The 14,734-nt window shown below is 69.2% G+C and carries 13 protein-coding genes; 7 read left to right on the top strand and 6 right to left on the bottom strand.

Annotated features, from left to right (window positions below; translation table 11 throughout):
* Positions 1-38 precede the first annotated feature (38 nt).
* From QE385_RS03495 to QE385_RS03480, 4 genes are all read right to left on the bottom strand, one after another.
* Positions 39-713: a response regulator transcription factor gene (locus QE385_RS03495; RefSeq protein ID WP_307104536.1), complete on the bottom strand. Its 675-nt coding sequence runs from the start codon at positions 711-713 to the stop codon at positions 39-41.
* A 338-nt stretch (positions 714-1,051) separates the two neighbouring features.
* Positions 1,052-1,927 (bottom strand): alpha/beta hydrolase, encoded by an 876-nt coding sequence (locus QE385_RS03490; protein ID WP_307099122.1) that lies wholly within the window; start codon positions 1,925-1,927, stop codon positions 1,052-1,054.
* Between the two features lie 322 nt (positions 1,928-2,249).
* Positions 2,250-4,745, bottom strand: a complete 2,496-nt coding sequence (locus QE385_RS03485) for an ABC transporter permease (protein WP_307099120.1) — start codon at positions 4,743-4,745, stop codon at positions 2,250-2,252.
* Positions 4,742-5,416 carry an ABC transporter ATP-binding protein gene (locus QE385_RS03480; protein ID WP_307099118.1) on the bottom strand — a complete coding sequence of 225 codons (675 nt, stop codon included), beginning with the start codon at positions 5,414-5,416 and terminating at the stop codon, positions 4,742-4,744. The genes QE385_RS03485 and QE385_RS03480 overlap by 4 nt, the downstream gene beginning before the upstream one ends.
* Positions 5,417-5,597: 181 nt before the next feature.
* Here QE385_RS03480 and QE385_RS03475 point away from each other — a divergent pair, with 181 nt between their 5' ends.
* From QE385_RS03475 to QE385_RS03445, 7 genes are all read left to right on the top strand, one after another.
* Entirely contained in the window at positions 5,598-6,179 is a 582-nt protein-coding gene (locus QE385_RS03475; protein ID WP_307099116.1) for an arylesterase, read from the top strand.
* Between the two features lie 136 nt (positions 6,180-6,315).
* The gene (locus tag QE385_RS03470; protein ID WP_307099114.1) at positions 6,316-6,576 is read left to right on the top strand and encodes a hypothetical protein; all 261 of its coding nucleotides are present in this window, start codon (positions 6,316-6,318) and stop codon (positions 6,574-6,576) included.
* A gap of 12 nt (positions 6,577-6,588) precedes the next feature.
* Positions 6,589-6,996 (top strand): SAM-dependent methyltransferase, encoded by a 408-nt coding sequence (locus tag QE385_RS03465; RefSeq protein ID WP_307099112.1) that lies wholly within the window; start codon positions 6,589-6,591, stop codon positions 6,994-6,996.
* Positions 6,993-7,259: a hypothetical protein gene (locus QE385_RS03460; RefSeq protein WP_307099110.1), complete on the top strand. Its 267-nt coding sequence runs from the start codon at positions 6,993-6,995 to the stop codon at positions 7,257-7,259. The genes QE385_RS03465 and QE385_RS03460 overlap by 4 nt, the downstream gene beginning before the upstream one ends.
* 26 nt (positions 7,260-7,285) lie before the next feature.
* Positions 7,286-8,518 (top strand): diaminopimelate decarboxylase, encoded by a 1,233-nt coding sequence (gene lysA, locus QE385_RS03455; RefSeq protein WP_307099108.1) that lies wholly within the window; start codon positions 7,286-7,288, stop codon positions 8,516-8,518.
* A gap of 163 nt (positions 8,519-8,681) precedes the next feature.
* Positions 8,682-9,134: a GAF domain-containing protein gene (locus tag QE385_RS03450; protein WP_307099106.1), complete on the top strand. Its 453-nt coding sequence runs from the start codon at positions 8,682-8,684 to the stop codon at positions 9,132-9,134.
* On the top strand, positions 9,131-11,188 hold the full coding sequence (locus QE385_RS03445) for a bifunctional diguanylate cyclase/phosphodiesterase (protein WP_307099104.1): 2,058 nt from the start codon (positions 9,131-9,133) through the stop codon (positions 11,186-11,188). Before QE385_RS03450 ends, QE385_RS03445 begins: the two co-directional genes overlap by 4 nt.
* Before the next feature lie 24 nt (positions 11,189-11,212).
* On the opposite strand, the gene katG is transcribed toward QE385_RS03445, so the two are convergent.
* Both katG and QE385_RS03435 read right to left on the bottom strand, forming a co-directional pair.
* Entirely contained in the window at positions 11,213-13,477 is a 2,265-nt protein-coding gene (katG, locus tag QE385_RS03440; RefSeq protein WP_307099103.1) for a catalase/peroxidase HPI, read from the bottom strand.
* A gap of 133 nt (positions 13,478-13,610) precedes the next feature.
* Positions 13,611-14,606: an SDR family oxidoreductase gene (locus QE385_RS03435; RefSeq protein WP_307099100.1), complete on the bottom strand. Its 996-nt coding sequence runs from the start codon at positions 14,604-14,606 to the stop codon at positions 13,611-13,613.
* Positions 14,607-14,734 lie beyond the last annotated feature (128 nt).

Raw genomic sequence — 14,734 nt, 5'->3', positions numbered from 1 at the left:
AGGTGCTGATCCGGACGACCTCGCGCCAGTGCAGCGGCTCAACCGGCGTCGAAGAGATAACCCTCTCCCTTTACCGTCAGTATGGGGGAGGGATGGCCCGGCCGGTCGATCTTCTTGCGGAGGCGGGCGATATGGACGCTGATGAGATTGGCGCCGGGATCGAAATAATAGCCCCAGACCCGTTCGAAGATGATCCGCCGGGTCATCACCTCGCCCCGGTTGCGCATCAGGAATTCGAGCAGGCGGAATTCCATATGGAGCAGCCGGGTCGGCACGCCGTCCACCCTGACCGTGCGGCGGACGAGGTCGCATTCGATCCCGCCGCCGCGCAGCACCACCGCCTCGGCCTGTTCGCGCCGCCGGAGCAGCACCTCGACCCGCATCGCCATCTCGGCGAAATCGAACGGCTTGGTCAGGTAATCGTCGCCACCGGCGCGCAGGCCCGCGATCCGCTCGTCCACGTCGCTCAAGGCGCTCAGCATCAGGACGGGGATCGCGATATGACGCTCGCGCAGCCGGGCGACCAGGCTCAGCCCGTCCAGCCCCGGCAGCATCCGGTCGAGCGTGATCGCATCGAAGGCCTCGCGCGTGGCCAGGGTCAGGCCGGTCTCGCCATCGGCGGCGCGGCTGGCCTCATGGCCGTGCCGCTCCAGCTCCGCGATGATGGCCGTGGCGGTGGCGTCGTCGTCTTCGATGACCAGGATGGCAGCCATGCGACCGGCATAGCCGCACATGCCGTTCACGGCCAAGGCTCGGCGCATCAGGTGAAATTCATTTAAGTCGGCCGGATCGGGCTTTCGGGCGAAACGGCGGGGTATCGCACGCCTCACGCCCGAAGGATTCCCCATGCGCCGCCTCTGCCTGTCGATGATCGCCCTTTGCTCGGGCCTGGCCGCCGTCCCGGCGCATGCCTTGCCGGGCGCCGGAGACATGGGCGAGGATTGCTTCGACGTCGCGGCACCCATGGCCGAAGCGACGCCATGCTGGGAACCCGGCCGTCACCGCGACCACCATCACGCGCGCCGCAACCGAAGCGCCGAGCGGCCAGGCCCTACCGCGTCATCGCATGAGCAAACGCCGCGACATCGGCGATGACGGGCGCGCGGCCGCGAAAGGGGCGTGCGACCGACAGGATCATCCCGACATGCCCCAGCTTGGGATAGGTGCGCAGCGTCACCGGCACGCCGCCCGCGCGCAATCGGTTCGCCAGCGCCTCGCTGTTGCGGGGCAGGACCGTCCGGTCCTCGCCTCCGACCAGCAACAGGGCGGGGGGATCGCCTTCGCCTGCCCAGTGGACGGGCTGTGTCTCCTCGGGGCGCGGCCATGCGCCGAACGCCGCGCGGCTGACATCGACGTCGAAGGGCGCGAAGTCATAGGGGCCCGCCAGCCCGACCAGACCACGGACCGCGCTCCGATCTGGGCCGAGCCAGCGATCGTCGACCGCCAGCATCGCCGCGATATAGGCGCCCGCCGAATGGCCCATCAGCACAATGCGCCGCGGATCGCCCCCGAACGACCCGATCTGCGCTTCCACCCAGCGCACCGCCGCAGCGCCGTCCTCGACAAAGGCGGGATAGCGGACGTTCGGCACCAGCCGGTAGTCGGGAATGACGACCACGAAACCCTGCGCCGCCAACGCCCGCCCGACAAAGGCATAGCCCGACCGCGTCCCGCTGTTCCAGCTGCCGCCATAGAAGAAGACGATCACCGGCTTGGACCCGGCGGCGCCCAAGCGCGGCGCATAGATGTCGAGCACCTGTCGGGCGTCGCGGCCATAGGCCAGCCCCGTCGCCACCCGCCTGGCTTCGCCATCCTTGGGCACCAGCGCGTCGAAGGTCTTGAGCGGCGAACAGGCGCCGATCATCAGCCCAAGGGCCAGCCACAGGGCGGCGCGACGCGATTGGGGACTATGATAGGGAGACGTCATTCCTTCATGATGGATATCGATCGCACCGCTCGCCAGTGTGCGGGACGCCTCTCGACCCAAGGCGGATCGACATTCAGCGATACCTTTCCTTCCCTCGCCCCTCGCAGAGGGGAGAGGGTTGCGCAGACTTGGCCTTTGCGAAAGCAAAGGCTTAGTCGGAGCTGGGTGAGGGGTGGGCGCTCGCGAAGCGAGCGCGCGAGCCTTTGGGCTCGCTCAACCCCTCACCCAAGCTGCGCTAGCCAGCAGGCTGGCAAGCTTCGCTAACCCTCTCCCCTGTCCAGGGGAGAGGGGAAGAAGACGCAATACTGAATGGCGATCCGCCCTAGAGCGCCCGCAACGCGGCCGAGGGCCGCGCCCGCAGGACCGGAAGCGTGCCCAGGATACCGATGCCGATCGTCACGACCGCGCCGATCACCAGCGTCGCCAGGATGACGGTCCAGTCGGGCAGCCATTCGAACTGGAACAGCCGCGTGACGACGAACCACCCGCCGCCCACGCCGAGCACCAGCGCGACCAGGCCGACAATCCCGGCGAGCAGCGCATATTCGATCGCCTGCGTCACCAGAACCTGCCGCCGCGTCGCGCCCAGCACCTTCAGCATGACCGCGTCATAGGTCCGCGCCGCGCGCGCCGCCGCGATCGCGCCCAGCAGCACCGCGATCCCCGCCAGCACCGCGATGCCCGCCGCGACGGTGATCGCGGTCGCCATCTGGCCGACGACGTCCTGTACCTGCTGGAGCACGCCGCCCACCTCCACGACCGAGGTGGAGGGGAAATGGGGCAGCAGCGCGCGGGTCACCGCCGACCCTTGTGCGGCGGGCATGTCGATGGTGGCGGCCAGATTGTGCGGCACATCGGCCAACGCCCCCGGCGAGAAGACCATGACGAAGTTGAACCCCAGCGTGTCCCAGGCGATCCGCCGGAACGAGGCGATCCGCGCGGTCCGCTCGATCCCCAGCACCGAGACGGTCAGCGGGTCGCCGATCCGCAGGTTCAGCGCCTTTGCCAGCCGCTCGTCGATCGACACGAGGCTCTGGCTGCCCTCCGCGCCGCGCCACCATCGCCCGGCCGTCAGGGTGCTGCCGGGGGGCAGCGAAGCCGCGAAGGTCAGCCCGCGCTCGCCCCGCAGCGCCCACGCGCCTTCGGGGATCGTGGCCAGGTCGGCGACGCGGGTGGCGCCATAGCCGGTGATCGTGCCGCGCATCAGCGGAACGGTCGCGATCCGGGCCGTCGGGGCGACCCGCGTGACGATGCGCCGGAATTCGGCTTCTCGTTCGGGCGGCACGTCGAGCGCGAAGAGCGCCGGCGCCCGCGCCGGGACCGAAAGCCGGATATTGCCGTCGATGCTGGTCCGGATGCTCGCCAGCAGGACGAACAGCGTCAGCCCCAGGCCGAGTGCGACGACCAGCGATACGGTCCGCGATCCCGGCCGATGGAGCGCGGTGACGGCCAGCCGCGCAAGCGGGCGGCGTGGGCGGGGCAGGCGGCGCGCGGCCGCCCGGATCGCCGCGCCGATCCCGACCAGCAGCGCCAGCGTCGCCGCCGTCGCGCCCAGGAACCCGGCCGCAAAGCCCGGACGCCCGGTGGTCGACAGCGCGAGCGCCACGACGGGCAGGCCCGCCGCCACGCCCCAAAGGGTGCCGCGCCAGCCGCCACCCGCTCGCGCATCGAGCACGCCGCGCAACAGCGCCGCCGCCGGCACGCGCCCCGCCGCGACGAGCGGTCGCGCGCAAAAGGCGAGCGCGATCAGCAGCCCATATGCCGCCGCCAGCGCCAGCGGAACGGGCGCGATCGTCAGCCCCGGCGCGACGGGCAGCACCGACCCGATAGCCAGCCCGACCAGCGGCACCGCGACGATCCCCGCCGCCAGGCCCAACAGGATGCCGACCCCGGCCACGGCGAATAGCTGGAGCAGATAGATCCTCGCCACCAGTCCCGATGTCGCGCCCAGCACCTTCAGCATCGCGATGCTGCCGCGACGCGCCTCCAGATAGGAACCGACGCCGTTGCCGACCCCGATCCCGGCGATCACCAGCGCGGCGAGCCCGACCAGAGTCAGGAACTCCCCCATGCGCGCGACGAAGCGGCTGGCGCCGGGCGATGCGCGGTCGCGGGTCCGCGTCTCCCAACCGGCGGTGGCGAAGGCGCGTTCGAACGCCTTGGCGACCTGCCTCGGATCGCGCGCGGTGGCGATGCGATAGCGGCTATCGTACAGGCTGCCCGGCTGAACCAGTCCGGTGCGATCCAGCCCCGCCCGCGAGACGATCGCGACCGGGCCGAGCGTGAAGCCTTCGCCCAGCCGGTCGGGCTCGTCCGCGATGATCCCCCCGACCCGGAACCATGCCGTGCCGAAGCGCAGTCGGGCGCCGGGCGTCACGGACAGCCGCTCGGCCAGCGCGCGCCCGATCCAGACGCCGCCCGCACCCGGCGCGCGGGCGGTGCGTCCGTCGGCCAGCGTCAACCGGCCATAGAGCGGATAGGCGGCATCGACCGCCTTCAGCTGGACCGGGGCGGTCGCGCCGTCGGCGGTGACGGCCATCGACTGCATCCGGATCGTTTCCGATACCCGTCCGGCGGCCTGCATCGCCGCCAGCTCGAGCCGCTCCGCCTGCCGCTGCGAGACCGCGAATTCGACATCGCCGCCCAGGATGACCCGGCCCCGCGCGGCGAGTTCTCCGCCGATCGCATCGCTCAGGCTGCCGATCGCGGCCAGCGCGCCGACGCCGAGGAACAGGCACAGCAGCAACAGGCGCAGTCCCCGGAACCGCACCGACAGCTCACGCCGGGCAAGCCGCCAGGACAGCGACCAGCCGCTCACGCGGCGATCCGGCCATCGGCGAGTTCGACCACCCGGTCGCAGCGCCGGGCCAGCGCCGGATCATGGGTGATGACGACCAGCGTCGCGCCGGTCGCCGCGCGCCGGTCGAACAACAGGTCCATCACCCGCACGCCGGTTGCCGCATCCAGATTGCCGGTGGGTTCGTCGGCGAAGACGATCCGGGGGCGCGGGCCGAGCGCGCGGGCGATGGCGACGCGCTGCTGCTCGCCGCCCGACAATTGCGCGGGATAATGATCCAGCCGGTGCGCCAGTCCGACCGCCGTCAGCTCGGCCTCCGCGCGGGCGAAGGCGTCGGCCTCCCCGGCCAGCTCCATCGGCACCGCGACATTCTCGCGCGCGGTCATCGTCGGCAACAGGTGAAAGGCCTGGAGCACGATGCCGATCCGGCCGCGCCGCGCGATGGCCAGTCCGTCTTCGTCCAGCGCGCCGAAATCGGTTCCCGCCACCTCGACCCGGCCCGACGTCGCTCGCTCCAGCCCGGCGAGCACCGCCATCAGCGACGACTTGCCCGATCCCGATGCGCCGAGCAGCGCCAGGCTCTCTCCGTCTCCCACCGTCAGGTCGATGCCCTTCAGAATCTCGACCGGCGCGGCGCCGCCCAGCGTCAGCCTTACATCCGTCGCCCGGATGACCATATTGACTGCGACCATAGTTGCGGGGATTCCAAGACAGAGATGACCAGGACGCCATATGTGGCCGGGGCCGCGCTTCTCCAAGCGGCATGGCTGTTATCCGCCTGCGATGTCCGGCGCGAGGACGAACCGCCCGCGACGAATGTCGCCCTCGGCCGCCCCGGCGCAGCCCAGCCCTTCGCCCGGCGCGAGCGTCCCCGTGTCCGGCCCCCGGCGGGTGGTGCTGGCATTCGGCGACAGCCTCTATGCCGGATATGGCCTCCAGCGGGGCCAGAGCCTGCCCGATGCCATCCAGGCGCGGCTGCGCGGGCAGGGGATCGATGCCACGGTCATCAATGCCGGGGTGTCGGGCGACACCACCGCCGACGGGCGGCGACGGCTGGCCTATACGCTCGACCGGCTGAAGATGAAGCCCGATCTGGTGATGCTCGGGCTGGGCGGCAACGACGTGCTGCGCCAGGTCGATCCGGCCGAGACGCGCGCGAACATGACGGCGATGCTGGACGAACTGGCCCGTCGGGGCATTCCGGTGATCCTGACCGGGATGATGGCGCCGCCCAATTTGGGGCCGGACTTCGCGTCACGTTTCAATGCGATATGGCCCGACCTTGCGAGCAGCCATCATGCGGTGCTCGACCCGTTCATCCTGCAAGGGGTGCTGGGCAACCGGACGCTGATGCTGCCCGACGGAGTCCACCCCAATGCGACGGGCGTCGCCCGGATCGCGGATCGGGTCGCGCCGCTGGTCGGCAAGGGGCTGGAGACGCTGCCGAAGGATTGAGCGGGACCCGCATATCGCGACGCTATGCCAATGCTATGCGATCCCCGGAAATCGATCTCGAAACCCTATGCGCCGATCCGTAGCTGGGGTGGCGCGGATCACGGTCGGTCCGCGTCGATGACGAGGATCGTACGTCATGTCGGAAGTGCTTCCCGAAACGGACCCAAGCGGCCCGACCCTGTATGTCGGACAGGATGTCGCGGGCCATTGGCTGGTCCAGGATAGCGACAAGCGGATGGAGGGCCGTTTCGTCTCCTTCGCGGCCGCGATGCAGTATGCGCAGGGCGAGCGTCACGCCTATCACGCCGCCGTCGTGGTGGCGATCGAGCCGCTCCGCCCGCTGGTGGCCTTCGTGCCGGTCGCGCCGTCCGAACGCGCGCTGCCGCGTGCGGCCTGAGGGGGACGGTCGATGATCGCCCATGACCCGCGCTGGCCCGCCATCCGTTCCGCCTTGTCCGGCCTGCGCGAGCAGCGGCGTTTCTCGGTCCGCATCGTCGATGCCGATTGCGGCGCGGGGGCGCTGTTGATCCGCGCGGTGCGCCATGCCCGGATTCTCGGCTTCACCGCGATCGAGGGGCGGGTGATCAGCGGCTCGCCCGCGATGATCGGCCGCGCCCGTTGCGCCGCGCGGCGGGCCCGCGACCCTGCCATCGGGCTGGAGTTCGCGTCGCTGACGCTGGACGAAGCCTTGCGGGCCGAACGCGATCTGCCCGCCGACATCCTGATTTGGCGCGGGCCGATCACGGCCGCCGTGTCGCAGGCCGCCATCCTCGTCATCGCACAGGACGACCGGACATGGCTGGAGAAGGCGGCATGACGCGGCATGACAGGGTATGGCGCGACAGGGCCTGGCGGGCGATGGGCGCGCTGCTGTGCGGCGGCTCCTGCGCGGCGGCGATGGGGCTGGGCGAGGCGCCGCTGGCGATCCTCTTCTTTCCGCTCGCGCTGCTGGGGCTGGTGCTGATGACCCATGGCAAGCGGGTGGCGACCGCATTGCGCGCTGAGCGGCGGGGCCATGCCCATACCGCCGACGTGATCCATGCCGAGCGTATCCGGCGGCATCGCCGCCGCCTCGACTGACCATCCCTCCATCACGGAGACGCCTCATGGCATTTTTCGACTATCGCGACGGCATCCTCCATGCCGAGGACGTGCCGCTGCCGCGCATCGCCGAGGCGGTGGGCACGCCGGTGCATGTCTATTCCGCCGCGGCGGTGCGCCATGCCGCTCATGGCTTCTCGGCGGCGCTGGCTCCGCTGCCCGTCGCGCGGCGGGCCTTTGCGGTGAAGGCCAATCCCAACATCGCGGTGCTGCGCCTGCTCGCGCAATGCGGCTATGGCGCGGACATCGTCTCGGGGGGCGAGCTGGCCCATGCGATCGCAGCCGGCATGAAGCCGCAGGATATCGTCTTCTCCGGCGTCGGCAAGACCAACCGGGAGATGGTCCAGGCGCTCGACGCGGGCATCGGCCAGTTCAATCTGGAACTGGAGGAGGAGGGGCAGGTCCTGTCCGACCTCGCCCGCGCGCGGGGCGTGCGTGCGCCGGTCGTCCTGCGCGTCAATCCGGATGTCGATGCGGGCACCCATGCGAAGATCGCCACCGGGCAGCGCGAGACCAAGTTCGGGGTGCCGATCGATGCCGCCCCGGCGATATATGCGCGTCTGGCGCGCCTCGACGGGCTCGATCTGCGCGGGATCGCGGTGCATATCGGCAGCCAGCTTCGCGACCTGACGCCGATGGAGCGGGCCTTTACCCGTATCGGCGACCTGGTCCGGACGTTGCGCGCGGCCGGGCACCGGGTGAGCGATGTCGACCTGGGCGGCGGGCTGGGCATCGCCTATGCGCCGGGCGAGACGGTGCCGTCGTTCGAGGATTATGCCCGGATGGTCGGTCGCGTGACCCGGGGCTGGAACGTCGCGCTGACCTTCGAGCCCGGCCGGGCGATCATGGGCGCGGCGGGGCTGCTGCTGACCCGCGTCATCTGGGTGAAGCCGGGCGTCACCCATCCCTATGTCATCGTCGATGCGGCGATGAATGACCTCATGCGGCCCGCCCTGTACGACGCGTTCCACCGCTTTGCGGCGGTCGCACCGCGCGGCGGACGGATGCAGGCGCATATCGCCGGGCCGATCTGCGAGACGGGGGATAGCTTTGCGCGGGGGCGGGAGATCGACGCAGTGCGCCGGGGCGACCTGGCGGTGTTCCATACCACCGGCGCCTATGGCGCGGCGATGGCGTCGACCTATAATTGCCGCGCGGTCAGCCCCCAATTGCTGGTGGACGGCGACGGGTACCGGATCGTCGGCGAGCGCGGCACCGTCATCGATCGCGCGGCGTGACGGGGCGTAAGGTCCAGTCGTCCGAACCATCCCGGAAAAGCATGATTTCTTAAGCCTTTCGTGAAACCTAGGGGGTCGAACAACGATCATAATATGAGAGACGATGCTCAAGAGCCTGTTCCGGGAACGGCGACGTTCCCACGCCGTACATGCCCTGGGCATCATGGGATCGCCACGCGAGCCGGGCTTTGACCGCTTCGTCTCGGCGGCGGCGCATGCGTTCGACGCGCCGATCGCCCTGCTCTCGCTGATCCATGCCGACCGGCAATGGTTCAAGGCGACCCATGGCATGGATATCGACTGCAATTCCCGCCAAGGCAGCTTCTGCAACTTCGCGCTGGATCAGGACGATGGGCTGGAGGTCTGCGATCCGTGCGGCGATAGTCGTTTCGCGACGTTGCGGTTCGTGGCGGGGGCGCCGCACATCCGATATTATATCGGCGCGCCGCTTCGGGTCGGGGCGGGCGTGGATGTCGGCGCGCTGTGCGTGATCGACGTCCGGCGGCGCGATCCGGCGTCCGTCGACCAGAAGGCCTATCTCGCGGCGCTCGCGCGGCAGGCGTCGGCCGCGTTGGAGGCACGGGCGGATCTGCTCGACATGCGGGGGGCGGCATGATCGCGGTCGCGCTCTGCACCTTCACGCAGCATGATCTGCGCCTCGTCGCGCTCGCGCTGCTGATCTGCCTGATCGGATCGGCGGCGACCGTCCAGCTGTTCAGCCGGGTTCGCGCGTCCTCGGGCTATCGCTGCTTCGGCTGGGTCGTGCTGGGCGCGGTCGGGGCGGGTACGATGGTATGGGCGACCCACTTCGTCGCGATGATGGCGTTCCGGACGACCGCGCCGGTCGTCCTCGATCCGATATTGACGCTCCTGTCGCTGCTGGCGGTGATCGGCCTTGCCATTCCGGGCCTGGCCGTCGCCGCCGGGCGACGGCGCAGGGCCGGGGCGTGCGGCGGCGCGCTGATCGGCCTGGGCATCAGCGTGATGCACTATGTCGGCATGGCGGCGTATCGCGTCGACGGGATCGTGACCTGGAACTGGCATTATGTCGTCGCCTCGATCCTGCTTTCCAGCGGGCTGTCGGCGCTGGCCTTTCATGTCCTGACTGGGCGTGGGCGTGGGCGCTGGCGGACCGCGGAGGGGATGGGGCTGCTCAGCCTGGCCGTGACGGCGCTGCACTTCACCGGCATGACGGCGATGCGCATCTCCGTCCTGCAATTCGGGCAAGGACTGTCCGATGTGACCATGGTGGCGCTGGCGACGACGACGACGGTGGCGACGCTGATCATCGTCGGCTGTGCCGCGATCAGCGCTTTGATCGACGGGCATACCCAGTCGGAAACCTATCGCCGCCTGCGCCACATGGCGATGCATGACAGCCTGACCGATCTGCCCAACCGGATCAGCTTCATCGAGGAGATCGAGAAGCGTTTCCTGATCCGGGGCGGATATCCGTGCATGGCGGTCGTCATGATGGACCTGTCCCGGTTCAAGGTGGTCAACGACACCTATGGGCATCAGGCGGGCGACCAGTTGCTGGCCGCGCTGTCCGCCCGGCTGTCGGCGATGCTGAAGCCGGGCGAGTGCGTCGCGCGCCTGGGCGGTGACGAATTCTCGGCGGTCATCTCCTATCACCGGCCCGAGGAGCTGGCCGATTTCCTGTCGCGCCTGACCGCCGCCTGCGACGCGCCCTTCCTGTTCGAGCGGTTCACCGCCTCGATCGGGGGGAATGTCGGCGTGGCGATCGCCAATCGGGATGGCTTCGACGCCGATGCGCTTCTCGCCAAGGCCGACCTTGCCATGTACCGCGCCAAGTCCGCCCATTCCCGCCAGCCCTGCTTCTATGACGCGCAGATGGACGACGCGATCCGGCAGGGGCGCGAACTGGTCGCCGACCTCCGCACGGCGCTGGACGAGAACGCCTTCGAGCTCCACTATCAGGTGCAGGCCGCCATCCCGTCGGGCGAGATTTGCGGCTATGAGGCGCTGATCCGCTGGAACCATCCGATGCGCGACATGGTGCCGCCGTCGGAGTTCATCCCGCTCGCCGAAAAGAGTGGCGACATCGTGCCGCTGAGCATCTGGATCCTGCGCCAGGCCTGTTTCGAGGCGGCGCGCTGGGCCAACAGCCATCCCGTCTCGGTCAACCTGTCGCCCATGCATCTGGCCGATCCCCGGCTGATCGAGACGGTGCGTTCGGCGCTGGAGGATAGCGGCCTGCCGCCCGAGCGGCTGTCGCTGGAACTGACCGAGAGCGCGATCATCCATGACCGGCATTTCGCGCTGGGCCAGTTGCGGGCGCTCAAGGCGATGGGCATCGCCATCGCGCTGGACGATTTCGGGGTCGGCTATTCCTCGCTCGACGTGCTGCGATCCTTTCCGTTCGACCGGATCAAGCTGGATGCGTCCTTCGTCTCGGAGATCGAGCGGGACGAGCAGGCCGTGTCGATCCTGCGCTCGGTCGCCGCGCTGGGTACGACGCTTAACATGCCGGTGCTGGCCGAGGGGATCGAGGAACCCGCGCAGCTGGCGATCGTCGCGCGCGAGGGGTGTACGGCCATTCAGGGCTATCTGATCGGCAGACCGTCGCGCCTGCTGGCCGATGCCGATCAGGTTCGCCGGATCGCGACGCGAAGGCCGCAGATCGTGGAAAGCGAGGCCGTGGCCTGAGCCCGCGACCTCGCTTCCTGCGGATCAGAAACGATCTGCGTCCATCACCTTGGTCCACACCGCGGCGAAGTCCTTGACGAACTTCTCCTTGGCGTCGTCGGCGGCATAGACCTCCGCCACCGCGCGCAGTTCGGAGTTGGAGCCGAAGATCAGGTCCACCGGCGTCGCGGTCCAGCGGGCCGTGCCCGTCGCGCGGTCCTTGCCCTCGTAAAGACCCGGCGTCGCCGACTTCGTCCAGACCGTGTCCATGGTCAGCAGGTTGACGAAGAAGTCGTTGCTGAGCGTTCCCGGCCGGGTCGTCAGCACGCCGTTCCGCGATCCGCCGCTATTGGCGTCCAGCGCACGCAGGCCGCCGACCAGCACGGTCATTTCCGGCACGGTCAGGTCGAGCGCATCGGCCTTGTCGACCAGCGCCTCGGGCGCGCTGACTTCCGCCTTGGGTCCGTAATAGTTGCGGAAACCGTCGGCGACCGGCTCCAGATGGGCAAAGGACGTCACGTCGGTCTGCGCCTGGGTGGCGTCGACCCGGCCGGGGGTGAAGGGGAGGCTGACCGGCACGCCGCCGGCCTGCGCCGCCCGTTCGACCGCCGCATTGCCGCCCAGCACGATCAGGTCGGCCATCGACACCTGGCGTCCGCTGCGCGCGAAGTCCTTCTGGATCGCGGTCAGCTTGGCCAATACCGTCTTCAGCTCGGCGGGGTCGTTGACTGCCCAGCCCTGTTGCGGGTCGAGCCGCAGCCGCGCGCCGTTGGCCCCGCCGCGCATGTCGGTGTTGCGGAAGGTCGAGGCCGAGGCCCAGGCGGTGCGGACCAGCGCCGGGCCCGACAGGCCCGAGGCCAGCACCATCGCCTTCAGCTTGGCCTGATCCTTCGCCCCGATGGGTGCGAAGCTGGCGGCCGGAAGCGGGTCCTGCCAATTATAGGTCTCGCCCGGAATCTCGCTGCCCAGATAGCGGGCGCGCGGGCCGAGGTCGCGGTGGGTCAGCTTGAACCAGGCGCGGGCAAAGGCCTGAGCGAACAGATCGGGGTTCTTCTGCCAGCTCTCCAGGATATTGCGGAAGGCGGGATCGTCCTTCAGCGCCATGTCGGTGGTGAACATGATCGGCGCGTGGCGCACGTTCGGCAGGTGCGCGTCGGGCACCAGCTGCGCCGCCGCCGGGTCGGTCGGCACCCATTGGGTCGCGCCCGCCGGGCTCTTTGTCTTCACCCAGTCATAGTTCAGCAGATTGTCGATATATTGCGTGGTGAACTGGGTGGGAGAGGCCGACCAGGCGCCCTCCAGGCCCGAGGTGATCGTGTCCTCGGCATGGCCCTTGCCGCACTTGTTGACCCAGCCCATGCCCTGCTGCTCGATCGCGCCGGCGGTGGGTTCGACGCCGAGGCAGGCCTTTTGCGGATGCGCGCCATGCGCCTTGCCGAAGGTATGGCCGCCTGCGATCAGCGCCAGCGTCTCCTCGTCGTTCATCGCCATGTTGCCGAAGGCGCGGCGAATGTCGGCGGCCGCGCCGATCGGGTCGTGATTGCCGTTCGGCCCCTCCGGGTTGACGTAGATGAGGCCCATGGTCGTCGCCGCCAGCGGCCGCTTCAGCGAGCCGTCGGGGTTCGAACGCTCGGTGCCCATCATCTTGGTCTCGGGACCCCAGAAGACGACGTCGGGCTGCCACGCATCGACGCGACCACCCGCAAAACCGACCGTCTTGAAGCCCATATCCTCCAGCGCGACATTGCCGCTGAGCACCATCAGGTCGCCCCAGCTGAGCTTGCGGCCGTATTTCTGCTTGATCGGCCAGACGAGACGACGGGCCTTGTCCAGGCTGACATTGTCGGGCCAGCTGTTCAGCGGATCGAAGCGCTGCTCGCCGCCGTCCGAACCACCGCGACCGTCACCTGCGCGGTACGTGCCCGCACTGTGCCAGGCCATGCGGATGAAGAAGGGCCCGTAATTGCCATAGTCGGACGGCCACCAGGGCTGCGACGTATGCAGGACGCGGCGGATGTCAGCCTTGACCGCCGCCATGTCGAGGCTGTTGAATTCCTTCACATAGTCATAATCGGCGCCATAAGGATTGGCGCGCGTATCCTCGTGCTGGCGAAGCGCGGTCAGGTCGAGGCGGCTGGGCCACCAGTCGCGGTTGGTCATCCCGCCGGGCTTGGCGACGACCGGCGCGGGCGGGTCCTGCGTCACGGTCTTGGCGGCGGTGGCCGCCTTGGGCTGCGGACGATCGGTCTGCTGCGCCGGGCTGGTCAGCGCGGCGACCATCGCGATCAGGGAAACGGGTGCAATCGACATAAGGCCCCTTTGTGTGTCGTTCGTGGTGCGGGGGGCCGATTAGGAAAGCGCATGCGCGCGGCATAACGGGATAACCCGATTACAGTCATCGATTGCAGGGCGGTTGACGAAAGGGTGGGGAACGGCCTTGGGGTTACGGGAAACCCTTGCCCCCATGCGCGCCGACGGCGGTGCCGGTCGAATAGCTCGCCTCGCCCGAGGCCAGCGCGACATAGAGCGAGGCCAGCTCGGCGGGTTGCCCTGCGCGACCCAGTGAGGTGTCCTGCCCGAACTCGTGCATCTTGCCCGGCAACTGGCCACCGGCGACCTGTAGCGGGGTCCAGATCGGGCCGGGGGACACCGCATTCACCCGGATGCCCTTCTTGGCGAGCTGCTTGGCCATGCCGCGGGTCAGGTTCTGGATCGCCGCCTTGGTCGAGGCATAGTCGATCAGGTCCTCGCCAGGGTCGTAGGAGTTTTGCGAAATGGTGTTGATGATGACCGACCCCGGCGGCATCGACGGGATCGCCGCCTTGGAGAAGCGGAAGACGTGGAAGACATTGGTCTCATAGGTGCGGACGAACTGTTCGTCGCTGATCTCCATGATGTCCGCCTTCGACTGCTGATAGGCGGCATTGTTGACCAGCAGGTCGAGGCCGCCCAGCTGGGCGATCGCCTTGCGGACCGTGTCCTCGCAGGCTTTTTGCGTGCGGATGTCGGCGGGCAGCAGCACCGCCTTGCGTCCGGCCTGCCGGATCAGGTCGGCGACCTCGCGCGCATCGGGTTCCTCGCTCGGATGATAGTTGATCGCGACATCGGCCCCCTCGCGGGCGAAGGCGATGGCGGCGGCACGGCCGATGCCGCTGTCCCCGCCGGTCAGCAGCGCCTTGCGGCCGGTCAGCTTGCCCGATCCGCGATAGCTGGTTTCGCCATGATCGGGGCGTGGTGTCATCTTGCTGGCCAATGCGGGCCAGGGCTGGCGCTGTTCGGGGAAGGGGGTGCGCGTATAGGCGTTGCGGGGATCGCGCAGGCTGGGGACGGAGGCGGGGCTCGCCGCCTGCGCCAGCGCCGCACCGGGGGCGACCGCGCCTGCAAGGCCCAGGGCCGCGCCGCCCAGCACGCCGCGCCGAGAGGTGTCGATATCGCTCATAATCCATCCTTCCGGCGCTAACCCACGAGAAGATCGGGTGATCTTCCCGCTCAACCAGCGGGGATGGAAGATGCTCCCTGTCCCGGCGCGGCGGGAGGGATGTAAAACCCGGCAGCGAGGATGCCGGG

The sequence above is a fragment of the Sphingomonas sp. SORGH_AS_0950 genome (genome assembly GCF_030818415.1).
GTDB lineage: Bacteria > Pseudomonadota > Alphaproteobacteria > Sphingomonadales > Sphingomonadaceae > Sphingomonas.
Note: the sequence above shows the minus strand (reverse complement) of the source record. Positions and strands in the feature narration are given on the sequence as shown.